16 protein-coding genes, 1 tRNA gene and 1 pseudogene are annotated in these 22,927 nt (G+C 51.1%); 2 read left to right on the forward strand and 16 right to left on the reverse strand.

The features are described 5' to 3' along the window. Positions 1 to 3: 3 nt before the first annotated feature. The 3 genes and pseudogenes from ACGHAD_RS09135 to ACGHAD_RS09145 all read right to left on the reverse strand — a co-directional run bounded on the left by ACGHAD_RS09135 (position 4) and on the right by ACGHAD_RS09145 (position 3,993). Positions 4 to 1,026, reverse strand: a pseudogene (locus ACGHAD_RS09135) (ABC transporter permease). Positions 1,027 to 1,038: 12 nt separating this feature from the next. After that, entirely contained in the window at positions 1,039 to 2,124 is a 1,086-nt protein-coding gene (locus ACGHAD_RS09140; protein ID WP_382415520.1) for a microcin C ABC transporter permease YejB, read from the reverse strand. Positions 2,125 to 2,148: 24 nt separating this feature from the next. Then, on the reverse strand, positions 2,149 to 3,993 hold the full coding sequence (locus ACGHAD_RS09145) for an extracellular solute-binding protein (RefSeq protein WP_382415518.1): 1,845 nt from the start codon (positions 3,991 to 3,993) through the stop codon (positions 2,149 to 2,151). A 342-nt stretch (positions 3,994 to 4,335) separates the two neighbouring features. On the opposite strand from ACGHAD_RS09145, the gene ACGHAD_RS09150 reads away from it, so the two are divergent. Beyond that, positions 4,336 to 4,956 carry a histidine kinase gene (locus ACGHAD_RS09150; RefSeq protein ID WP_339615159.1) on the forward strand — a complete coding sequence of 207 codons (621 nt, stop codon included), beginning with the start codon at positions 4,336 to 4,338 and terminating at the stop codon, positions 4,954 to 4,956. A 17-nt stretch (positions 4,957 to 4,973) separates the two neighbouring features. Continuing rightward, positions 4,974 to 5,942, forward strand: a complete 969-nt coding sequence (locus tag ACGHAD_RS09155) for a diguanylate cyclase (RefSeq protein WP_339615158.1) — start codon at positions 4,974 to 4,976, stop codon at positions 5,940 to 5,942. 111 nt (positions 5,943 to 6,053) lie between these two features. On the opposite strand, the gene ACGHAD_RS09160 is transcribed toward ACGHAD_RS09155, so the two are convergent. The 13 genes from ACGHAD_RS09160 to ACGHAD_RS09220 form a co-directional block, all read right to left on the reverse strand. After that, the gene (locus ACGHAD_RS09160; RefSeq protein WP_382415515.1) at positions 6,054 to 7,916 is read right to left on the reverse strand and encodes a SurA N-terminal domain-containing protein; all 1,863 of its coding nucleotides are present in this window, start codon (positions 7,914 to 7,916) and stop codon (positions 6,054 to 6,056) included. Positions 7,917 to 8,061: 145 nt separating this feature from the next. After that, a complete protein-coding gene (hupB, locus tag ACGHAD_RS09165; RefSeq protein WP_339615156.1) occupies positions 8,062 to 8,334 on the reverse strand; it encodes a nucleoid-associated protein HU-beta in 273 nt (90 codons plus the stop codon). Between the two features lie 288 nt (positions 8,335 to 8,622). Next, on the reverse strand, positions 8,623 to 11,037 hold the full coding sequence (gene lon, locus ACGHAD_RS09170) for an endopeptidase La (protein ID WP_339615155.1): 2,415 nt from the start codon (positions 11,035 to 11,037) through the stop codon (positions 8,623 to 8,625). 159 nt (positions 11,038 to 11,196) lie between these two features. After that, positions 11,197 to 12,498, reverse strand: a complete 1,302-nt coding sequence (gene clpX / locus ACGHAD_RS09175) for an ATP-dependent Clp protease ATP-binding subunit ClpX (RefSeq protein ID WP_339615154.1) — start codon at positions 12,496 to 12,498, stop codon at positions 11,197 to 11,199. Between the two features lie 108 nt (positions 12,499 to 12,606). After that, positions 12,607 to 13,242 carry an ATP-dependent Clp endopeptidase proteolytic subunit ClpP gene (clpP, locus tag ACGHAD_RS09180; protein WP_339615153.1) on the reverse strand — a complete coding sequence of 212 codons (636 nt, stop codon included), beginning with the start codon at positions 13,240 to 13,242 and terminating at the stop codon, positions 12,607 to 12,609. 170 nt (positions 13,243 to 13,412) lie between these two features. Continuing rightward, entirely contained in the window at positions 13,413 to 14,726 is a 1,314-nt protein-coding gene (tig, locus tag ACGHAD_RS09185; RefSeq protein ID WP_339615152.1) for a trigger factor, read from the reverse strand. A gap of 97 nt (positions 14,727 to 14,823) precedes the next feature. Continuing rightward, positions 14,824 to 14,908, reverse strand: a tRNA-Leu gene (locus ACGHAD_RS09190). Positions 14,909 to 15,059: 151 nt separating this feature from the next. Beyond that, positions 15,060 to 16,409 (reverse strand): hypothetical protein, encoded by a 1,350-nt coding sequence (locus ACGHAD_RS09195; protein ID WP_382415511.1) that lies wholly within the window; start codon positions 16,407 to 16,409, stop codon positions 15,060 to 15,062. A 122-nt stretch (positions 16,410 to 16,531) separates the two neighbouring features. Continuing rightward, on the reverse strand, positions 16,532 to 17,731 hold the full coding sequence (gene fadA / locus ACGHAD_RS09200; protein WP_382415509.1) for an acetyl-CoA C-acyltransferase FadA: 1,200 nt from the start codon (positions 17,729 to 17,731) through the stop codon (positions 16,532 to 16,534). 11 nt (positions 17,732 to 17,742) lie between these two features. Then, positions 17,743 to 19,914 carry a fatty acid oxidation complex subunit alpha FadB gene (gene fadB, locus ACGHAD_RS09205; RefSeq protein WP_382415507.1) on the reverse strand — a complete coding sequence of 724 codons (2,172 nt, stop codon included), beginning with the start codon at positions 19,912 to 19,914 and terminating at the stop codon, positions 17,743 to 17,745. A gap of 59 nt (positions 19,915 to 19,973) precedes the next feature. Further along, positions 19,974 to 20,543 (reverse strand): helix-turn-helix domain-containing protein, encoded by a 570-nt coding sequence (locus ACGHAD_RS09210; protein WP_382415505.1) that lies wholly within the window; start codon positions 20,541 to 20,543, stop codon positions 19,974 to 19,976. 31 nt (positions 20,544 to 20,574) lie between these two features. Beyond that, a complete protein-coding gene (locus ACGHAD_RS09215) occupies positions 20,575 to 22,260 on the reverse strand; it encodes an NAD-dependent malic enzyme (RefSeq protein WP_382415503.1) in 1,686 nt (561 codons plus the stop codon). Between the two features lie 45 nt (positions 22,261 to 22,305). Further along, on the reverse strand, positions 22,306 to 22,758 hold the full coding sequence (locus ACGHAD_RS09220) for an META domain-containing protein (protein ID WP_382415501.1): 453 nt from the start codon (positions 22,756 to 22,758) through the stop codon (positions 22,306 to 22,308). Positions 22,759 to 22,927: the final 169 nt, after the last annotated feature.

Raw genomic sequence — 22,927 nt, forward strand, 5'->3', positions numbered from 1 at the left:
GCTCTAGCGAGTGCGGTTAGGGTCAACGGCATCTCGTACCGCCTCGCCCACAAACACTAACAAGGTTAATAATAACGATAAAACCACAAACACCGACAGTCCGATCCAAGGCGCGTGCAAATTATTTTTTCCCTGACTCACCATCTCCCCGAGGGATGCAGAGCCCGGTGGCAAACCAAAACCGAGAAAATCCAAAGCGGTTAGACTGGTCACACCACCCACCAGCAAAAACGGAATAAAGGTAATGGTGGCCACCATCGCGTTGGGCAACAAATGGCGCCACATTATCGCAGCATTTGAAACGCCCATGGAGCGCGCCGCCAACACATACTCAAAGTTTCTCGCGCGTAAAAATTCTGCCCGTACCACGCCCACTAAAGACATCCAGCCAAACAGCAACAAGATCGTCAATAAAATCCAAAAGCTGGGTGACACCATACTGGCAATAATAATTAGCACAAACAGGGTTGGCACACTCGACCAAACCTCTAAAAATCGCTGCCCCACCAAATCCACTTTCCCGCCATAAAAGCCCTGAATCGCGCCTACCGCGATCCCTACCACAGAGGTAGCCAAGGTTAAAAACAGCCCAAAAATAACAGAAATACGGAATCCATAAATAAGACGCGCCAAAATATCACGGCCAAGATCATCGGTACCTAACCAGTTTTCAACGCTAGGCGGGCTGGGAGCGGGAGTCGGCAGATTTTAATTAATAGCACGATAATCAAAGCGGATCGGCGGCCAAAGCATCCAGCCTGAGTCATTGATGAGTTCGGCGATATAGTCGTCCCGGTAGTCGGCCGCGACATCAAAATCACCGCCAAAGTCCAATTCGGAATACTCTTTAACAACTGGAAAGTACCACTCGCCCTCGTGCTGTATAATAAGCGGAACATTATTCGCCAGCACATCCGCTAATAAGCTTGCGCCAAATAAGGCCAGAAATATCCACAAGCTGTAATTGCCGCGACGATTATTTTTAAACCGGCGCCAGCGCTCACGATTAATAGGGCTTAAATTCATGAAACTCATGCCTTAACGGGACTCAAAGTCTATGCGTGGATCAACCCAGGTGTAGGCAAGATCGCTGATAATACCAATGAGCAACCCTAAAAGACTAAAGATATACAAGGTGCCAAACATTACCGGGTAATCACGCTGCAACGTAGACTCAAAGCCCAGCAGCCCAAGCCCTTCGAGGGAAAAAATCACCTCAATCAGCAACGAGCCGGTAAAAAACATGCTGATAAAGGTCGCCGGGAACCCAGCAATAATAATCAGCATGGCATTGCGAAACACGTGTTTGTACAAAATACGCCGTTCGCCCGCGCCTTTGGCGCGAGCGGTAATTACATATTGTTTATTGATTTCATCGAGAAAAGAATTTTTAGTTAGCATTGTGAGCGTGGCAAAGCCACCCACCACTAACGCCAGAACTGGCAATGTTAAATGCCAAAAATAATCACCTATTTTTTGATACCAAGTCAGCTCAGAAAAGTTGGACGACACTAGCCCTCTCAGCGGAAACCAGTCTAAATAACTGCCGCCGGCAAAGACAATAATCAGCAAAATAGCAAACAAAAAGCCCGGTATCGCATTGCCTATCACGACTGCCCAACTGGTCCAAACATCAAAAGGCTGATGATGTTTAATGGCTTTACGAATCCCCAATGGAATAGAGATAAAGTAAATAATAAGCGTGCTCCACAAGCCCAGAGAAATAGAGACCGGCAAGCGCTCTACAATCAACCCTAGCACAGTATTGGCTTTAAACAGGCTATCGCCAAAATCAAAGCTTAAGTAATCACCCAGCATCGTAAAGTAGCGCTCAAACAAAGGCTTATCGAAGCCAAACTGCTGTTCGATTTCGGCAATCACCTCAGGGTCTAAGCCACGGCCCGCGCGGGACTCCTGGTTCTGCCGAGCTAAGCCTCCGGCGTCAGAATCGCCGGCATTGCCGGTAACACGCTCTAAGCTCGCCCCGCCCATACCCAGCATGTTGGCGATAGCTTGATCGACCGGACCGCCGGGAGCTGCCTGTATAATAAAAAAGTTTAAAGTGATAATCGCCAGCAATGTGGGAATAATTAACAACAGCCGGCGAACAATATATGCGCCCAAATCTAACGACCTCTATTACCAATGCTAATTTGGCTTCTTACCTAACGATTCTGCTTTATCTGGGTCGTACCACCAGCTATCAAGACCAATGGCGTATTTGGGGCGGGTATCTGGGCGCGAAAATTTATTCCAATGGGCGATACGAAAACTTTTAGAGTGCCACTGAGGAATGACATAATAGTTCCACAACGCTACTCGGTCAAAAACATGGCCTAGCGCTAAAAGACGCTCTTCATCTTCTTGAGACGCTTCAATCTTCTCTAATAAATCATCAATCACAGGATTACTCACACCCGCTTGATTGTAAGTCGAATCCATATAGTCAGTGTGCCAACGTAGTTTCATATTCGATGATGGGTACGGCATTGCGCTATAGCCCTGTGGAGTCATATCAAAATCGCGCGAGCGCAAACGATTGAGGTATTGAGTCGTGTCCACCATACGGACACTAACATCAATGCCCACTCGTTCGAGATTGCGTTTAAAAGGCAGAACCACTCGCTCCATGGATGGAGAGTAAAGCAATATCTCAAAGGAAAATGGCTTGTCTGTTTTAGTATTGACTAGCTTTTTATCTTTAAGCTCCCACCCGGCCTCTTTAAGTAAGCGCAGTGCTTGGCGCATTTCATTGCGAATATTGCCATCGCCCTTGGTTTTATTCGGACGCCAAACATCACTAAAAACCTCTTTAGGCAGCTGATCCCTGTACTTAGAGAGTATCTCCAGTTCTAACCCATCGGGCTTACCCTGCGCCTTATAGGGGGTATTTTCAAAATAGCTAGTGTTGCGTGTATACGATGAATAGAAGAGGTTTTTATTCAACCACTCAAAATCCAATAGATAATTTAACGCCTCGCGAACACGACGATCTTTAAACGGTTCTCGCTGGATGTTAAACACAAACGCCTGCATAGGCTGAGGAATCTTATGCTGTAACTCTTCTTTTATAATATTGCCATTTTTAACGGCTGGAACGTCGTAGCCTTCGGCCCACTGTTTAGCAACATTTTCTCGACGAAAGTCAAACTCACCCGCCTTAAAGGCCTCTAATGCCACCGTATCATCACGGTAATAATCGTAGCGAATACGTTTAAAGTTTTGCTGCCCTTTACGGCTAGGCAAATCTGCAGCCCAATATTCGTCGATTAGCTCATAGGTGGCAAACTGCCCCATCTTGTAATCGACTACTCTATAAGCACCACTACCTAAAGGTGGCTCATTGAGTGGCTCACTAAGGTCTCGGTCCGCCCAATATTGTTTGGGTAAAATATTAAAACTCGCCAACCCAGCTATGTAATCTCGATTGCTCTTCGAAAATATAAACTTGACCTTATGAGGACTTAGCGCCGTAACGTTTTTCACGTCTTTATAGTAGTTTTTAACAAAGGATACACCTTGATCCATAAACTTGTTAAAACTAAACACCACATCATCAGCAGTGATAGCCGTGCCATCTTGAAAGCGCGCCTCAGGGTTTAAATTAAACGCGACCCACGTGTAATCTTCGGGGTACTCAATGCTCTCGGCTATTAAGGGATACAAAACCCCTATCTCATCGTCGCTGTCGACCATTAGTGTGTCATAAAACGCTTCGCTGTTAACTTCGGCATCGCCGCGAGAGGCATAGCGATTGAAGCTGTCATAAGTACCAATCGTCGCGAGAACCAACTCTCCCCCTTTGGGGGCCTCGGGGTTTACATAGTCAAAATGGCTGAAATCGGCCGGATACTTCGCCTCGCCATGGTCGGCGAACGCGTGAGACTTAATTACCTTAACACTGTTAGCGCCACCTTCGGAGTCGGCGGCAAACACCGCACAAGCCGCAAAGCTTAATGTCAGCGAGACTAATACGTTTCTCAGAAACTTCATGGTGCACTACTCCGTACTAATATTCGCGTTTGGGGTCAACTCGTCTGCGTCAGGCGCACCAGAGTACATTATCAGGGCGATTTACGATGCGAATTTGGACAACAGAAAAACGATTTTGTTAAGGGCCCACATCACCACTTACAACGCGAAGTGAGGGGCCCGGAGCCATTGAGTGTAGCGAGGCGCTGGCGCGCTGACAATAGCCTCGACTAGGTTCGTCTAACGGAGGGGTAAATCTGCCCAGAAGACAGACACTAGGCTGCATAAATGCTAGTATTGGGGTGACGGCAGCCAACTTGAATGCCTGTTATAATGCGGTTACACGATAAAAAGACCCAAGACATGACGGCCACACTCCTAACTGAAGATCAGCGAGACTGCCTGCAGGAAATAGCCAATGTCGCTATGGGGCAGTCGGCCGACCATTTGGCGCGCCTGTTGGACGTTTTTGTGGTTCTCTCCATTCCGAGCGTCAGCCTGCTCACACCCAATGATATCGCCATGATGCTGCAATCGCTTCAAAGCGAGGATGGCGATGGCCAAGAGCTAGCCGGCGTCTGCCAAGGGTTTATTGGCGGTGGTATCGCCGGCGAGGCACTACTGATTTTCAATGGTACCGATTACCGGGATTTAGCCACCCTGCTCCGCTATGACGCCAATGCCGGCGCCAGTGCCCGCAGCGAGCTACTCATGGACACCACCAACGTCCTTGGTGGCGCTTGCTTACACAGTCTTGCCAAACAGCTGGATACTCAGTTTAGCCTGGGCCCCCCGATTTTACTGGGCGAGCACTTCGATTTAACGGAAACCCTGAAGAAGCGTGAAATCAATTGGCATAATGCTCTCGTTATCGAGATCAATTACACTATTGAGGATCATAAGGTAAATTGCGACCTGTTATTGGTGATCAGTGAAAACTGCATTGACGGGCTACTTGAGAAACTCAATTACCTGATCGAATAATACGGGCGAGCTGAGCTATGGCGGATACAAAAGACGACTTGAGCCACTTTCTCAAGGACGTTCACTGGCTGTTAGACATTCTGCAGAATATCGATGTCGGACTTGTGGTGCTTGACGCGCAGTACAATGTCGCTCTGTGGAACCAGTTTATGCAAAACCACAGTGGCCAAGCCCCCGAGCACGTACTGGGCAACAGTCTGTTTAGTATCTTCCCCGAGCTGTCCGAAGATTGGTTTCGCCGCAAGGCGGAGCCGGTTTTTGTACTGCAAAGTGCCGCTTTCACCACCTGGGAGCAACGTCCCCACCTGTTTCGGTTTCCCCATTACCGGCCCATTACTGGCAGTGCCGGCTATATGTATCAAAACACCACAATTATCCCCCTGATTGATACGCACGGGGAGGTTGAGCATATATGCTTGATCGTCTACGACGTAACCGACACTGCAATGAACAAACTTGCACAAATTGAGGCAAACAACCGCCTGCAGGGCTTAAGTCGTATTGACCACTTAACTGGGTTATTCAATCGCGGGCACTGGGAGCACTGTTTAACACAAGAGTACAAACGCTTTGACCGGTATCACATTTCCTGCTCGTTAGTGCTGTTTGATATCGACCACTTTAAAGTCGTTAACGACACCTACGGTCACACGGTGGGTGATGACGTTATCCGTTGCGTCAGCGAGTGCCTGCGCGCGCAATTGCGCGAAACGGATATCGCGGGGCGTTACGGTGGCGAAGAATTTGGTGTTATTTTGACTAACACAGATACCGACGGCGCCCTTGAGTTTGCCGAGCGTTTACGCAAAGCGGTCGAGGCGCAGTCGATTACCACCGCCACTACCGACGTTAAAATTACCATTAGCCTCGGGGTCCAACAGCTTAGCGAAACTATTTGCTCGACCCAGAACTGGCTAGAGGGCGCCGATAAAGCGCTCTACTTCTGCAAAGAAAACGGCCGCAACCGCTCCCACGCCAGCGAATAGCCCCGGCTACACCCCTCTAAAGGCGCTTAACGCCAACAAAAGTAACGTACAAAAAAGCCGGCACCATTGGCGCCGGCTTTAGAGAGTATGGCCTAATAATATTAGATACTATTACCGCTCAATATCAGCGGTTTCTTCTAGGTACTGCTGATAAGAAGCAAAGTCGGCATTGCCGAGCAAGCTTGCCAAGCTCTGACTTACAGACGCTTTCTCGGTGTCTGGTATATCCTCTTGCGGCACGTTAACAGCACTTAAGACGACGACGGAGTACTCGCCATTGGCACCAAATCCATCGACACTCACACCGTCGGCTGACGGGTGCGCCATGCTAAAGGCAAACTCGACAACCCCTCTGGGCTGCTCCATATTGCCACGCTCAACAGCCTCCAATGAGGTTACCTCAAGCGCCTCGGTTTCGGCCAACTGGGCTAAGTCGGCGCCCTCCAAGAGGCGACTCTGCAATGATTTGCCTTTTTCTGCCAGCAGATTCGCGGCCTGCTCTTCTCGTAAAGTCGTTGCGATTTGATCACTCACCTCGCCCAAAGGCTTAACAAAGCTTGGCTCATGGGCGATCTTTTTCACCACAACCACACGATCTGGCGCCAGCTCGATAACCTCACTGGCGTTATCGTGGGTTAACACCTCTTCGCTAAACGCCGCTTTGGCAACGGCAGGCGACGCGCTAATACCATTGCCGCCGCTGCGTGCAAAAAGCTCACTTTGGGCGACTTTAACATTCAGCTGCTCAGCGACATTAGCCAGGCTTTCAGCGTTGTAAGACAAATCTTCAAGCTGATCAAGTAGCTCGATAAAGCGAGCCTCGGCGGCGGTGCGCTTGGCCTGCTCTGCCAGCTGCTCCTTCTGCTCGGCAAAGCTCGTGGGCTCGCCACCGCTTTCTTCCAGAAGCTTGATAAAGTGAGTGCCGGCATCGGTCGTAACCGGACCTGAGACCTCACCAACAGACAACCCGGCCAAAGCCTCTTCAAAGTCTTCAGGGAATGCATCACCACCAGAAACACCCAGATCGCCGCCGCTATCCTTAGACCCTAAATCGTCCGAGTACTCGGCAGCCAGCTCGGCGAAGTCGGCGTTGCTGTTAAGCTTGGCCTGAACCTCGGCAATTTTTTCATCGCTCGGATCTTCGAGCAAAATGTGTGCGGCATGGCGTTCAACTGAAGGCGCAAAATCTTCAATATTTTCTTCGTACTGTGTACGCAGCTCAGCCTCGTCAACACTTTCATTTGCCGCCAGTTCATCAACACTTAAGTCAATGTATTCGACAGCCACCTTCTCAGGAACCGTAAAGCGCTCGCTGTTTTGTTGGTAATACTGCTCGATCTCAGCTTCGCTAACATCAATGCTTTCCATTAATTTTTCAGCATTAAACGTGACAAAGCTAAAGTCGCGGGTTTGATTGTTCAGCTCAATTAAGTACTGAAGCTCCGCGTCCGTAACAAAATTAGTGCCTGATACACCGCTTGCCAGTTGATTAACCGTTAAGTCGCGAGTCAACTCACGCTTGTAGGATGCCGGGGTATAAGCCAGCATGCGCAGCGATTGTTGGTAGCGGTCTGGATCAAACTCACCGTCGAGGTTCTGAAACGCGGGGATCGACGTAATCACACTGTTTAAGCGCGCATCCGAAACCGTCATGCCGGCCTCTTGGGCGGCTTGCGTCAATAAGGTGCGGCGCACTAGGTTTTCAATAGCAGGCTCTCGCAAGTTCTCACTGCTGAGAAAATCCTCGGGCACCGAATCGCCAAAGCGGCTGCGCAACTGTTGTTTTTGCTGCTCGATTGCGCGAGTCACTTCAGTCTCGGTAATATCCTGACCGTTAATGGTCAATACGGTTTGCGAGGTATTCGTGCTAGAAAAGAGAGCTTCGGCTCCCGAGAGCGCGAAGATAATCACCAGCAAACCGACTAAGATTCCGGCGACAACTCCTTTAGAGTTATCGCGCATTGTTTGTAACATGTCCAGCTCCTGAACGGGGGCAGTTTTATGTCTGCACACAAATATTTATGTCGGTACACAAAAAAGGCGCATCTTGGATGCGCCTTTTAAACGTTAGGGTTTCTTTTAAAACGCTAACGTGGCTTCAATTAAACTAAAACTTGGCTTAATTGACAGCGTCTTTCAGAGCCTTACCGGCTTTAAAGCTAGGCACTTTCGCAGCAGCGATCTGAATTTCAGCGCCGGTTTGCGGATTGCGCCCGGTGCGTGCGGCACGATCTTTTACAGAAAAAGTACCAAACCCTACTAGCACAACTTGATCACCTTTTTTCAGTGAGTCAGTAACGCCATCAACAACGGCATCCAGTGCACGTCCCGCAGCAGCTTTAGAGATATCCGCAGATGCGGCGATGGCTTCGATCAGCTCAGTTTTATTCACGTTAAACCCCTTTAATAAATTTCCAGAACTAGCGTTTATAGTTGTGCAGTGCTTATTGATGGATGGCATCAACGACTCACCGGACTTAGTCCCGCACCACCACTTCTGTTGAACTGCGATTTATACCAAGTGGCTCCGGTCGGGTCAAGGCTGGGCTGCGACAATCGCCGTAAGTATCCCAGTTTTGTCTGCTATTTGAGCAAAAGCAGAGTTTCTGGGCCCAGGCGAGTAATTTTAGAGCGCAATCAAGTTACTCAAAGTAACAACCCATAGAGCCGAATTAACACACTAATGTGTGTTAATTCGGTTGCCATTTTCCGACTGCTCAGCCTTTTGCTCCAACGCCTGGTACTCTTCATCACTCAGTGGCGTCGGTGTATGCTGTAAGGCGATTTGCAGCACCTCGTCAATCCATTTAACCGGGCGTATCGTTAAATCCGCCTTAATGTTGTCGGGAATTTCCTTAAGATCACGCTCGTTATCCGCTGGAATCACAACAGTTTTAATGCCACCACGGTGAGCGGCCAGCAACTTCTCTTTTAGGCCGCCAATACGCAGTACCTCACCGCGCAGGGTAATCTCGCCGGTCATGGCCACATCAGCTCTAACGGGAATAGAGGTCAGCACAGACACCAAGGCCGTGCACATCCCCACCCCGGCACTGGGGCCATCTTTAGGCGTTGCCCCCTCTGGCACATGAATATGAATGTCCATTTTTTCGTGGTAATCCGGCGCGACTCCCAACACTTGCGCACGCGAGCGAACCACGGTTAACGCCGCCTGGATAGACTCCTGCATGACATCACCGAGCGAGCCGGTTTTTATCACTCGACCCTTACCTTTTACCGCCGTAGACTCAATGGTTAGCAGCTCCCCGCCAACTTGGGTCCAGGCAAGTCCCGTTACCTGACCGATCTGATCATCGTTTTCAGCTCGGCCAAAATCAAATTTACGCACACCCAGTAAATCTTCCAACGCATCAACGGTAATGGTGTCGGTGGTCTTATCGGCCGCCCGAACGTGCTTGGTCACGACTTTACGAGCCAGCTTGGCAACTTCGCGGTCCAGCCCACGAACCCCGGCTTCACGCGTGTAATAGCGGATTATGTCGCGAATAACGTCATCATCCACCGCCATTTCACCCTCTTTTAGGCCATTGGCTTTCACTTGCTTGGGAATCAGGTACTTTTTGGCAATATTCAGCTTTTCTTCTTCGGTATAACCGGGAATCCGGATGACCTCCATCCGGTCCAGCAATGGGCCGGGGATATTCATCGAGTTTGAGGTGCAGACAAACATCACGTCGGAAAGATCGTAATCAACCTCAAGGTAGTGATCGTTGAAGTGGTTGTTCTGCTCCGGGTCCAGCACCTCTAACAGCGCTGAGGCTGGATCACCGCGGTTGTCCATGCCCATCTTGTCGACTTCGTCGAGCAAAAACAGTGGGTTTTTAACCCCGGCCTTGGCCATTTTTTGCACTAACTTGCCTGGCAAAGAACCAATGTAAGTGCGGCGATGGCCGCGAATTTCTGCCTCATCACGCACACCACCCAGCGCCATACGCACAAATTTGCGGTTGGTTGCGCGAGCGATAGATTCGCCCAAGGAGGTTTTACCAACCCCCGGAGGGCCCACCAGACACAAGATAGGGCCTTTGATTTTTTTAACGCGTTTTTGTACTGCCAGGTACTCGAGAATACGCTCTTTAACCTCTTCGAGACCGTGGTGATCTTTTTCGAGCACTGCCTCGGCCCGGGCGAGATCGTGGCGCACTTTACTGCGTTTTTTCCAAGGGACCTTGATCATCCAGTCGATATAGGCCCGCAGCACCGAGGCCTCGGCGGACATCGGCGACATCATTTTTAACTTGCCAAGTTCGGCGCGAGTTTTCTCTTGGGCTTCTTCCGACATTCCGCTGTCGGCAATTTTTTGCTCCAGCTCGTCAACCTCGTTGACCTCTTCGCCCATATCGCCCAGCTCTTTCTGAATCGCCTTCATTTGCTCATTCAGGTAGTACTCGCGCTGGCTTTTTTCCATCTGTTTTTTAACGCGGCCGCGAATTTTCTTCTCGACCTGCAGCAGGTCGATTTGCCCATCCATCAGCTCGAGCAAACTTTCAATTCGCTCGCGAACGCCGGTAAGCTCAAGTACCGCTTGTTTTTGCTCCAACTCAAGCGCCATATGCGCGGCAACCGTATCGGCAAAGCGGCTCGGATCATCAATACCGCTCAGCGAGCTCATCACCTCCGACGACACCTTGCGCGACAAACTGACATATTGCTCAAAATGGTCGCGCGCGGTTTTAATCAACGCCTCGGCGTCTTCACTGGCCAAGGCTTCCTCGGCAAAGACGCTCACGGCAACGCGGTAGTGGCCGTCTTCCTCTTCAGCATTATCGATAGACACCCGCTCGCCGCCTTCAACCAACACTTTGACGGTGCCGTCGGGCAGTTTGAGTAGCTGTAGGATTGTGGCAAGCGTGCCTACTTGGTATAGATCGCTTGGGGTTGGGTCGTCATCAGTAGGACTTTTTTGTGCCACTAAGACGATCTGCTTGTCAGCGCGCATTGCGCTCTCAAGCGCTTCGATAGACTTTTGCCGACCGACAAACAGGGGAATCACCATGTGCGGATAGACTACGACATCCCGCAACGGCAACAAGGGTAAATCGGAGTTCTTTGATACTTGCTCATTCTGGTCCATAGAGACCCCCTAATGGTCTGGTTACAACGGGCTTATTAGCCTTACACCTTAAGATTGGGGTCGAGCGGGAGAAATTACAAGACAGGAGGGAATAAAAACGCAAATAGGGTACTAAAAGTACCCTATTTGCGCAGTTTTACAGCAGTTTAGCTACGAAACTCAGTCTTCTTTGGCGACCTTGCTGGGAGCGGGCTCTTGGTTTTCATACACCAGTAAAGGCTCAGATTCGCCTTTAATCACGCTCTCATCAACCACCACTTTCTTAACACTTTCCTCTGAAGGAATGCGGTACATGGTGTCCAGCAAGACAGACTCCATAATTGAGCGCAAGCCGCGGGCACCGGTTTTGCGATCCATAGCCTTTTGCGCCACAGCCTCCAATGCATCACGGCGGAAGTCCAGCTCAACCCCTTCCATATCAAACAAGCGTTGATACTGCTTGGTTAAAGCGTTTTTCGGCTCAGCAAGAATCTGCACTAAGGCTTCATTGTCCAGCTCGTCTAGCGTTGCGATAACAGGCAAGCGCCCTACAAACTCAGGGATCAAGCCGTAGCGCACTAAATCTTCTGGCTCGAGCTCGTGCAGAGTGTCGCCAAAGCTCTTGTCATCGTTTTTGCTTTTAACTTCAGCGCCAAAACCGATACCGCCACGCTCTGAACGGTCGCGAATCACTTTATCCAAGCCCGCAAATGCGCCGCCACAGATAAACAGGATATTACCGGTATCAACCTGCAAAAACTCCTGCTGCGGATGTTTGCGCCCACCTTGAGGCGGCACGGATGCTACGGTGCCCTCAATAAGCTTCAAAAGCGCTTGCTGCACACCCTCACCCGAGACATCACGGGTAATGGAGGGGTTGTCCGACTTACGAGAGATCTTATCGATCTCATCGATGTAAACGATACCCTGCTGCGCTTTCTCGACATCGTAGTCGCATTTTTGCAGTAGCTTTTGAATGATGTTTTCAACGTCTTCGCCGACATAGCCTGCTTCGGTCAAGGTCGTCGCATCGGCAATGGTAAAGGGCACATTTAACAGGCGCGCTAGGGTTTCGGCCAGCAGTGTTTTACCACTACCGGTGGGGCCCACCAGCAAAATATTACTTTTACCCAATTCAACGGCGTCTTTCTCTTTGCCTTTGGCGCCACCAACGCGCAAGCGTTTGTAGTGGTTATACACTGCCACAGCCAATACTTTTTTAGCCGGTTGTTGGCCAATAACGTACTGATCGAGAATGCCAGAAATCTCAGCCGGCTTAGGCAGTTTTTCCGACTGACCCTCTGCAGCGGTTTCTTGGATTTCTTCGCGAATAATGTCGTTACACAGATCGACACACTCGTCACATATAAACACAGAGGGCCCCGCAATTAACTTGCGAACCTCGTGCTGGCTCTTACCGCAAAACGAGCAATACAAAAGCTTACCGTTTTTGTCGCCGCTATCACCGGTGTGATCGGTCATTAAACCACTCCCATTCTTAACCTATGGAGTAAAGATGCAGTCTTTACCCTAAATTTTCAAGCCCCAGCAGGTAAATCAACCGAGACTGCAATACTCTACTGGGATGAATTAAGTCTCAACCCGGCTCGAGACAACGGAATCGACAATGCCGTACTCTTTTGCCTCATCCGCTGACATAAACTTATCACGCTCGGTGTCCAGCTCTATTTGCTCTAGCTTCTGACCGCTGTGATTGGCCAAAATTTGGTTCAACCGCTCGCGAATCTTAAGGATCTCTTGGGCGTGGATATGGATATCCGACGCCTGACCCTGAGCACCACCACTGGGCTGGTGAATCATCACCCGCGAGTTAGGCAAGCAGTAACGCTTACCTTTGGCGCCCGATGCCAGTAAAAAAGCACCCATAGAGCAAGCCTGCCCCATGCACATTGTGCTCACATCTGGCTTGATAAACTGCATGGTGTCGTAAATGGACATGCCTGCTGTTACCGAGCCACCGGGCGAGTTAATGTACAAGTGAATGTCTTTATCTGGATTTTCCGCCTCTAGGAAAAGCAACTGGGCGCACACCAGATTGGCCATATGATCTTCTACCTGGCCGGTTAAAAAAATCACACGCTCCTTTAAAAGGCGCGAGTAGATATCGTACGAGCGCTCTCCCCGAGCGGTTTGCTCGACAACCATTGGCACTAAGCCGCTGGCGGTGATCTCTTGAGTACTACGATCTGATTGCGGGTAGGACATTGTGCTTCATACCTTCTTCTGAAAATGTCACAAACACGGCGCGAAGCCGCCATTAAACCGAGATAGTGGGAGCTTAACCTGTGACGGGACTGTTTGCCAGCGCCGTAAGAGAATTGGGAGGGAGAGTGGCCGCGAAACGAGCGTTTCGCGGCATTTTTGTCCAAAAAGCGTTATTTTTCGGCTTTTGGCTGCATGATCTCGTCATAGGTGGCAGTCGCTTCAGTTACGTCTGCCTTTTCGAGAATATACTCGACAACCTGGTCTTCCAGTACCGCCGACTCAATACCGGCCAACATTTGACGCTGGCTGTAATAATAGTCGATAACCTCTTGCGGCTCTTCGTAAGTACCGGCAATCTCTTCAACCATGCTACGTACAGCTTTGGCCTCTGGTTTGATGTTGGCAGATTTTACAACTTCGCCGACAATCAAGCCCAGCGCAACGCGGCGTTTGGCCTCTTCTTCAAACATGCTGTCAGGCAGCATTGATTTTGCATCAAACCCCTCGGGCTGCTTACCAAAGCGCTGCATCATTTGATTGCGCAGCACATCAATTTCGTTGCCAACCAACGCTTTGGGCAGGTCAACCTCATGGCTCTCGATCAATTGATCCATAACCTGAGACTTTACCTTACCTTTTAGCGCGTTCTTCAGCTCGCGCTCCATATTGGCCTTAACTTCCTTCTGGAAGGCCTTAATTCCGCCCTTTTCCAGACCAAAGGTTTGGAAGAAAGGTTTTTTCAGCTCTGGTAAGGTTTGCTCTGAGACGCTATTTACTTTAATTGCAAATTCGACGTCAGCACCTTTAAGATCTTCCGACTGATAGTCTTCCGGGAAGGTGACCTTAATGGTTTTCTCATCGCCGGCTTTCATGCCCACGATGCCGTCTTCAAAACCAGGGATCATGGAGTTTGAGCCCAACACTAAGTTGTGGCCCTGCGCCTTACCGCCTTCGAACTCTTCACCGTCTTTGGTGCCAGTAAAATCAATATTTACCTGATCGCCATCGGCGCTAGCACGCTTAACGACTTCGTATGTCGCTTGATGCTTGCGCAGGGTTTCGATCATGTTGTCGATATCTTCGTCGGTAATCTCAGCGGACTCGCGAGTCACTTTGAAGCCCGAGATATCGCCCAGCGTAACCTCTGGGTACACCTCAAAGGTGGCAACAAACTCTAAGTCTTGCCCTTCGCCCATTTGCTTGGGCTGAATGCTTGGCTGACCGGCAGGTTTCACGTCTTCTTTTTGTGCGGCTTCGTAGAAAGAGCGGCTAATGACTTCGCCCACAACTTCTTGGCGAACACCAGCGCCGTAGCGCTGCTTAACGATTTTCATGGGGACTTTGCCCTTGCGAAAACCGTTAATGCGAATGTTTTTAGCGGCATCTTTCAGGCGCTTTTCAATTTCGCCTTCTACGGTATCGGCGGGTACGCCGATGGTCAGACGACGCTCTAAGCCAGAAGTCGTTTCGATTGAAACCTGCATATTTTCCTCGTGAAATAACGTCGATGTCTCTCACATCGGTTAAAAAACGCCGCCGTCCTAGATCACTAAGAGCGGCGGCGTATTCTCTTTCATTGTTTGGTGCGGTCGGAGAGACTCGAACTCTCACACCTTGCGGCACCAGAACCTAAATCTGGCGTGTCTACCAATTTCACCACGACCGCGTCGCCCAATGGCGCATTTCGCAAAACCCGCCTTTAACCGCAAGCTGTTGATTTACATCTAAAAAACCAACAAGGCCAAAGACTGTCTGCGAGAAGGGTGGTGATTCTGCCACAGTCCTCGACGAGGTTCAACTAGCGAATTCAATCATTTTCATTGCTTGGGCTTAGCAATAAGCGTCACGGCACCTATTTCTAACCGAATCCTAGTGCCCTGACGGGCCCGCGCGGGTATTAACATCGCCTGTTCGGCGCCAAGCAAACGTTGATCGACCGATTGCTCGCCGGAAACCGCCATTACCAACTGATAGGTATCGGCACCAGCCAGCACATAACTGCCCGCTTTAGGGGCCCTAAGGCGCCATACTTCAAAATCATCAAAATCGACAATCTGCTCGCGAATAATGGCACCTTCCTCGTCCTGAAAAGCGCAGATGGCAGGTTGAGGCGGGCACGCCACATCGATTTTAGCCAGTGCAGCATCAGTATCCCACTCAACCTGAGTTAACACTTTTTGCGCAAACGCTAAAATCTTGCGCTCGTAAACAGGGGTTTGGAACTCTACCGTGCGCACCCCATGCAGCAGTGAATGAGGGGTATAACACGGCACTTTAACCACGTCCCCCACTACCAAAGGCAACACTTGGGTAAAACTGTCCATATACTGGCGTCGCGCTTGCTCCTGTTGCTGCAAGTCCAAATCAATATGCCGCATCCAGTAGCGCACCTGAGAGGGACTTACCGGGGTGTTTACCTCTATGCCTTCAGCTTGCTTGACGATGTCGAGTCTGGCGTCAATTTGTCGGCGCACCTGTTCATAATCAGAAACAGCGTTCCGGTACGCCGCCTTAAAACTAGCATCGTCGCCAAACTCGGCGCGCTTGGCCGGGCAAAAACCAAACCGAATTCCCCCCACACCATCGGGCCAGGCTGTTTTGTCGACATGGGTGACGACATACACCTCTTGCTTGCGCTCATGCATCTCAAAATACAGGTCGCCAAACACTTCGTCGGGTAACGGATCGAGAATTTTTAATAAAGTTAATTCTTGCGGCCGATCACAGGCAAAACGCCCGGGCAATAGTGACAGCAACCAAGGCAGTGGTGTGCTCAAGCGATCATTCCCCACCCCTGCCTGGCCGCGCACTTCGATACCGGTATACCAAACCTCCCGTCCCCAAGGCTTGGGGATAGCTACCGGAACTAGGGCTACCGCACCGGCTAAATCGAGCACCGGCGCGCCGAGCGTTTGCGCGAGGTGAGATAAGGTAACGCTATCGGACCAATCGCGTACCACGCGCAAGGCATCGTCCGTTGCAAGGCAAATAAACCCCTGTAAATTATCGACAGCACCGCTCACTACGGCCAGCAAGGTTTGCGTTTTTGGCTCTGGCAAATAATAAGCATGATGCTCAAACTGCAGCGCTAGCAGCTTATTAGCCGCTAGTTGCTGGACGCTGTTAGCCAAAAAGGTGTCTAGGTTTAAAGCAGAGTAAATCTTCAAGCGCGGCAATCTCCAAGCAGCGTTTTGCTACAGATGCAGGAGGGCAGCATCTGCAGCGAGCATTACGGGCGGCCTATTCTAACAGAGGTAGCCGCTCGCAAGCTTACAAACCTAAGCTTCCGCTAAACCCGCTCGATAACGGTCGCGATACCCTGCCCCAAACCAATGCACATGGTTGCCAACCCAATTGAGGCATCGCGTGACTCAAGCACGCTGAGCAAAGAGCCGGTAATGCGAGTGCCGGAGCAGCCAAACGGATGCCCCAAGGCAATAGCGCCGCCGTGGACGTTTACGCGCTCATCCATTTGCGGCAAAAAGTCTAAGTCTTTTAGTACCGGTAGCGCTTGCGCCGCAAAAGCCTCATTAAGCTCGACATAGTCAATGTCGGCGGTTGTAAGCCCTGCCATTTTAAGAGCCTTGCGACTGGCGGGTACTGGCCCGTAACCCATAATAGACGGGTCGACCCCGGCCACCGCTTGCGAACGTACTCGCGCCCGCGGGGTTAGCCCGAGACTCGCGGCGCGCTCGGCCGACATCACCAGCATGGCGGAGGCGCCATCGGACAATTGCGATGAACTGCCAGCCGTTACTTTGCCATTAACAGGATCAAACACCGGCTTAAGCGCCGCCAGCCCCTCTAATGTGGTGTCGGCGCGAATCGTTTCGTCTGCGGCAATCATCGCTGGCACGCCATCTGCGGTATGCCCGGCAACAGGAATAATCTCGCAGTCAAACTCGCCAGTGTCTCGCGCTTTAGCCGCTAACAGATGTGAACGCAAAGAAAGTTTATCCATCGCGTCACGTTCAATGCCGTGCAACTGGGCGAGGTATTCCGCCGTCAGCCCCATATTACCCGCGGCTTTGGCCACACTTAACCCCAGCAGCGGGTTTGGGTCCATTGCCTCGTACATAGGCAAGTGCCCCAAGTGCTCAACCCCTCCAACAAGGTACACATCGCCAAGCCCCGCCTGAATATTGGCGCTGGCGGAGTGCAAAGCCGCCATTGACGAGCCACACAAGCGATTAACGGTTTGTGCCGGTATTGAGTGATCCAGCCCAGCCAGTAACACAATATAGCGGGCGATGTTAAAAGCTTGCTCTTCGCGCTGCAGCACGCAACCCCAAATTAAGTCGTCAATTTCCGACGGGTCCAACGCAGTATTTCGGGCAAGCAAGCCACGCACCAGCGCCGCCGAGATGTCGTCGGCACGCGAGTGTCGGAAGCACCCGCCTTTTGAGCGCCCCATCGCACTGCGCGCAAAGTCAACAATGACGGGATCTCTCGGTTGTAAACGTGATGATGAAACAAATTGTGTAGTCACCGGGAGCCTCCTTAGTGGCTTGGGTTTAATGTGGCACTAGTGGCGGCTGAGCCATAAAAACTTGCGCCCTGCTCGGCCAGCTCTGACATCATGGGCTCGGTTTGATACAAAGGCCCATACTGACGTAACGTGTTGAGTTGTTCGCAAAACTGACGCACCCCAATACTGTCTACCCAACGCAATACACCACCGCGATGGGCCGGGAAGCCCAGACCGTAAATCATCGCCATATCGGCTTCGGCTACCGACCCGACAATACCCTCTTGCAAGGTGCGGCAAAGCTCGTTTACCAGCGGCGCCATCATACGCAAGACAATGGTTTCGTCATCGGGCTTAGCCGTCGATTGTATATTGAGCATTTGCACGGCATCCGGGTTGGGTGTTTTTTGCGGACGGCCGCGCTTGTCTTTTTCATAGCAATAAAACCCTTTGCCGCCTTTTTGCCCCAACAAGCCTGCCTGATACAAAATAGTGGTTGGCGAGGGGTTAGTCCTGCCCATACGCTCGGGAAACGCGTTAGCCATAGTCGCCTCAGCGTGTTCGGCGGTATCCAGCCCCACCACATCAAGCAAGTGTGCCGGCCCCATTGGCCAACCCCAACGCACCATGGCAGCATCGATATGGGTAAAGTCCACACCGTCATCAAGTAGAGCGGCAAAGCCCGCAAAATAGGCAAACAGAACCCGGTTTACTAAGAAGCCAGCGCAATCATTAACCACGACCGCTTTTTTGCCCAGTGCACCGGCACACTCAACCGCGCGCGCAACGGTATCGTCCGAGGTTTTTGCGCCGCGAATCACTTCTACCAACGGCATGGCGTGCACTGGGTTAAAAAAATGCAGACCGCAAAACTGCTCTGGCCGTGTTAATGCCGTTGCCAATTCCGTAATAGAAATAGTCGACGTATTAGAACTCAACACTGCCGTCGCTGGCAGCTGCGCTTCCACGTCAGCCAGCACGGTTTTTTTAACCGCAATATTTTCCACTACCGCTTCAACCACCACGTCCGCCGTAGCCAGCGGCTGGTCGTTAAGCGTTGGTTGAATACGCGTTAGCGCCTCTGCCAGCGCTGCCACCGACATTTTACCTTTTTCAACTCGACGCCCCAGAACGCTGGCAGCTTCTTGCAAGCCTAAATCGATGCCTTTCTGGTTGATATCTTTAAGGGCGACCGGCAAGCCTTTTAGTGCCGACTGGCAGGCGATACCCCCACCCATAATACCGGCACCTACCACCGCGAGCTTAGCGGTTTTAACGGACGCCTTGGCCTGCCACTGACGCGCTTTTTTAGAGAGCGCTTGATCGGCGATAAACAAACCGCTTAAGGCTTTTGCGGTATCCGTTTGAGCCACCTGTATAAAATACGCCAGCTCCGATTCTGCCGCCTCGAGCGCGGATTTTGTCGCCGCCTCTCGAATCGCCTCCAGCGCAGCCAAGGGGGCGGGATAATGCCTGCCGGCTTTTTGCGCGATAAAGGCTTTAGCCGATTCAAAGGCAAGACCCGACTCAATAGGGTTTAGTGCCAATGGCTGATTTTTTTGTTGGCGACGCAATTCGTAATCCATCTCGCCCTGTGCGCAGCGGCGCAACAATTCAGCTGCGCAACCACGCAGCTCGTCTTGCGCCACTACGGCGTCGAGTACATGGGCTTTTAGTGCATCAGCGGCGCTGGCCTCTTTCGCGGTGGCAATCCATTCAAGCGCAGTATCTAAACCGGCAATGCGAAGTAGACGTACGGTACCGCCCCAACCGGGAATAATACCCAGACGAGTTTCGGGCAAACCAATACGAGCGCCCGTATCCGCGACTCGGTAGTCACACGCCAACGCCATCTCAAGGCCACCACCAAGGGCGAGCTTATTGATGACCGCCACAGTGGCAAATGGAAGCGACTGCAGGCGCTGAAAGTTTTGTATGTTGGGCGTAAGGTGTGCGGCGATTGCTTCGCCACCCGACGAAAACACATCGGTAAATTCCTTGATATCGGCTCCCGCCAAAAACGAATCTTTACCGCTGACAATCATCAGTCCCGACAACTCGGCGTGCTCCAGTACGTCTAGCACCTGGCTAAGCTCGGCTATCGCTTTGCGGCTAAAAACATTAACGGGAGAGTCTGGCGTATTGATTTCCAGCTCAGCAATACCAGCCTTGCGCGTTAGTGTAAAAATATCACCTTGATACATAATGTGCCTCATCATTGACTGCGGCGTTGGTTGTTATGACTTTTTGTTACATTTTTTGCTTACAGCGCTGGCGACACTTCAGTCGCGACGATTATTTGCGCCGAGTTAAACTCCGATAGATTTTTCAACCTACAGGGAGTATAGGCTGCCAAATAGAAAGCTTCCCCGGGTGCCAACTCTTTTATTTGCGCCCCAATCGTCATTTGAATATCCCCTTGAGACACCCAGCCTGACTGATCAAAGGGGCTCATTAGCGGTGTTTCACCAGTATCGGTTTGCGGATCAAAGTAAAAGTGCTTGAGTGTTGCTTTTCGGGTCGGAAGGTTCTCGCCAACCACTTGCATAAAGCCGTAAGGTTTTTCATGCTTAAACATATTGTGCTGATTAAAAAAAACATCCCCCGCACTGCCATCCACTGACGCAAAAAAGTGTGATAGCGACATGGGGATGCCGCCTAGTACCTTCTCAAGTGATTGCACGCTAGGGCTTACCTGGCCCTGCTCGATCATAGAGATACTACTGTTGGTAACCCCTGCTCGCTTTGCCAGCTCGCGCTGTGACAAGCCGTTGGCCTCTCGTATTTCTTTGAGCCTGCGTCCCAGTGCAACCGCTTGTGACGAATGGGCCATACCGCCTCCTTACGCGTTTAAATGCGGCCGTTTAGAACGACGTTCGACGATACGTGCGATAGCGCGGATACCAAAAGTTGGCCTCGACTTTTTCGGTAATCAATGCTTCCGGCACAGGCATAGCAACCTCATCGGCAATCGCTTGTTTAAACACCGCTTGGGCGATGGTGACACTCACCTGACGAATATCAGCCAGTGCCGGCAACAGCGAACCACGACCATCGCGAGCCAACGGCGACAGCTCGGCCAGCGCCCGAGATGCGGCGAGCATCATGGTATCGGTAATGCGTGTCGCTTTAGCGGCAATAACGCCCAGCCCTACCCCTGGAAATATATAGCTGTTATTACACTGCGCAATATCGTAGCGCACCCCGGCAATATCCACTGGCGCAAACGGGCTGCCGGTCGCGACAATCGCACGCCCTCCTGTCCAACGCAGAATATCAACAGGCTGCCCTTCCACTTTTGAGGTAGGATTCGACAAAGGTAGGATAATCGGCCGCTCGCAATGCGTTTGCATCGAGTCCACCAACAGTTTATTGAATAGCCCCGGCTGCCCCGATACCCCCACCAATACGGTTGGCTGAGCATTGCGTACCACATCGAGTAAAGAAATTTGCCCCGTCTTGTCGTTCAGCCAATGGGCCAAACTGGTACCGGTTTTACAAAACTCTTCCTGAAACGGTAATAAACCTTGGGAGGTGTCAGTTAACAGCCCCTCGCGGTTAACCAAAAATATTCGCGCCAGCGCCTGCTCTCGAGTTAAACCCTCGGCTTGCATTTGCACGGCGATCTGATCGGCAATACCGCAGCCGGCTGAGCCTGCACCGGCAAAAACAATAACCTGCTCGGAGAGTTTTTCTTGTTTGGTATGGCACGCGGCCAGCAAAGTACCCACGGTCACCGATGCGGTTCCCTGTACGTCGTCGTTAAAACAACACATGTGATCGCGGTATTTATGCAGCAGCGGCGTCGCATGAGTTTGCGCAAAATCCTCAAACTGTAGCAGCGCATTGGGCCAGCGCACCTTAACCGCCTGAATAAACTGATCAACGAACTCATAGTATTCGTTATCGGCGATACGCTCGTGTCGCCAACCCATATACATGGGGTCATTTATTAGCTGCTTGTTGTTGCAGCCTACATCCAATACCACGGGCAATGTGTAGGCCGGGCTAATACCACCGCAAGCGGTGTAGAGCGCAAGCTTGCCGATGGGAATCCCCATGCCGCCAATTCCTTGGTCACCAAGCCCTAAAATGCGCTCACCATCGGTCACCACGATAACTTTTACATTGTGCTTGGTGGCATTTTGTAAAATATCATCAAGTCGGTCACGATCGGCGTAAGAGACAAACAAACCGCGTTTGCGTCGGTATATTTTGGAAAATTGCTCGCACGCCTGCCCCACCGTGGGCGTATAAATCAGCGGCATGACCTCTTCGAGATGTTCGGTGACCAAACGGTAATACAGAGTTTCGTTGGTGTCTTGAATATTGCGCAAATAGATATGCTTATCAATATCCGACTTAAAAGAGCAAAGCTGCTGGTAAGCGCGCGTTTTTTGCTCTTCAATGGTTTCGATTTGGTAAGGCAGCAACCCTTCTAGATTAAATTGCTCACGCTCTTGGCGGCTGAACGCGCTACCTTTGTTTAACAGTGGCGCCTCTAACAGCGCCGGCCCCGCAAAGGGGATGTAAATTGGTCTGGTATTCACAGAATCACCCGCATCTCGTCCATTTTGTGCCGGGGCCTGCGGCCCTTACGTTTTAGCGTTATCAACCTTAGCGGCTCGTAACACCTCTTCGCCGGCATCGTTCATCAACCTCAGAATACCATGCTGAATGCGAACATTGTGAGTTCCAGGGAGCGCCGCCAACAATCTCGCCTCTTGATCGTTCAACGCTGGGATGCACAGCATCCGCGTCGCACCCAACGGCTCTTGGATCGTCAGCCGGTCTTGGGTTAATTGGTAATCACCAAAAAATCGGTTGCAGCTGGCGTTGCCATTGATTTTCCCGTCGTCGGTAAACTGCAGCCGAGCCGGGCTGTAATCAATGACGCCTCGCCCCGCGATGTACTCCACCATCCACTCGCCCTTTAACGACACAGCCTGGTTCGTGGACACTGAGGTGGCCGGGGCATTAGAGAGTGCACAGCCGGCCATTAATCCAACCGCTACAACGGAAACAAACAACGACAAACGAAGCAACATAGTAGTACCTGCCAAGCGACGAAATATGATTATTATTTGCGCAGCACAGGGCGACACAAATAGCCTATTACCGAGTCTAGACCAACAATCAAAAGAACAATTCCCTAGGCTCTATTAATCTCAGCACCCCAGACACAAAAACGCCAGGCATCACCTGGCGTTTTTGTGC

This window comes from Gilvimarinus japonicus (assembly GCF_042847215.1).
Classification (GTDB): Bacteria; Pseudomonadota; Gammaproteobacteria; order Pseudomonadales; family Cellvibrionaceae; genus Gilvimarinus; species Gilvimarinus japonicus.

Excerpts from the sequence above, each read along its gene's own strand:
- ACGHAD_RS09145 (WP_382415518.1), bottom strand. The coding sequence starts at position 3,993 with ATGAAGTTTCTGAGAAACGTATTAGTCTCGCTGACATTAAGCTTTGCG.
- ACGHAD_RS09150 (WP_339615159.1), top strand. The coding sequence starts at position 4,336 with ATGACGGCCACACTCCTAACTGAAGATCAGCGAGACTGCCTGCAGGAA.
- ACGHAD_RS09155 (WP_339615158.1), top strand. The coding sequence starts at position 4,974 with ATGGCGGATACAAAAGACGACTTGAGCCACTTTCTCAAGGACGTTCAC.
- ACGHAD_RS09160 (WP_382415515.1), bottom strand. The coding sequence starts at position 7,916 with ATGTTACAAACAATGCGCGATAACTCTAAAGGAGTTGTCGCCGGAATC.
- lon (WP_339615155.1), bottom strand. The coding sequence starts at position 11,037 with ATGGACCAGAATGAGCAAGTATCAAAGAACTCCGATTTACCCTTGTTG.
- clpX (WP_339615154.1), bottom strand. The coding sequence starts at position 12,498 with ATGACCGATCACACCGGTGATAGCGGCGACAAAAACGGTAAGCTTTTG.
- clpP (WP_339615153.1), bottom strand. The coding sequence starts at position 13,242 with ATGTCCTACCCGCAATCAGATCGTAGTACTCAAGAGATCACCGCCAGC.
- tig (WP_339615152.1), bottom strand. The coding sequence starts at position 14,726 with ATGCAGGTTTCAATCGAAACGACTTCTGGCTTAGAGCGTCGTCTGACC.
- fadB (WP_382415507.1), bottom strand. The coding sequence starts at position 19,914 with ATGTATCAAGGTGATATTTTTACACTAACGCGCAAGGCTGGTATTGCT.
- ACGHAD_RS09210 (WP_382415505.1), bottom strand. The coding sequence starts at position 20,543 with ATGGCCCATTCGTCACAAGCGGTTGCACTGGGACGCAGGCTCAAAGAA.
- ACGHAD_RS09220 (WP_382415501.1), bottom strand. The coding sequence starts at position 22,758 with ATGTTGCTTCGTTTGTCGTTGTTTGTTTCCGTTGTAGCGGTTGGATTA.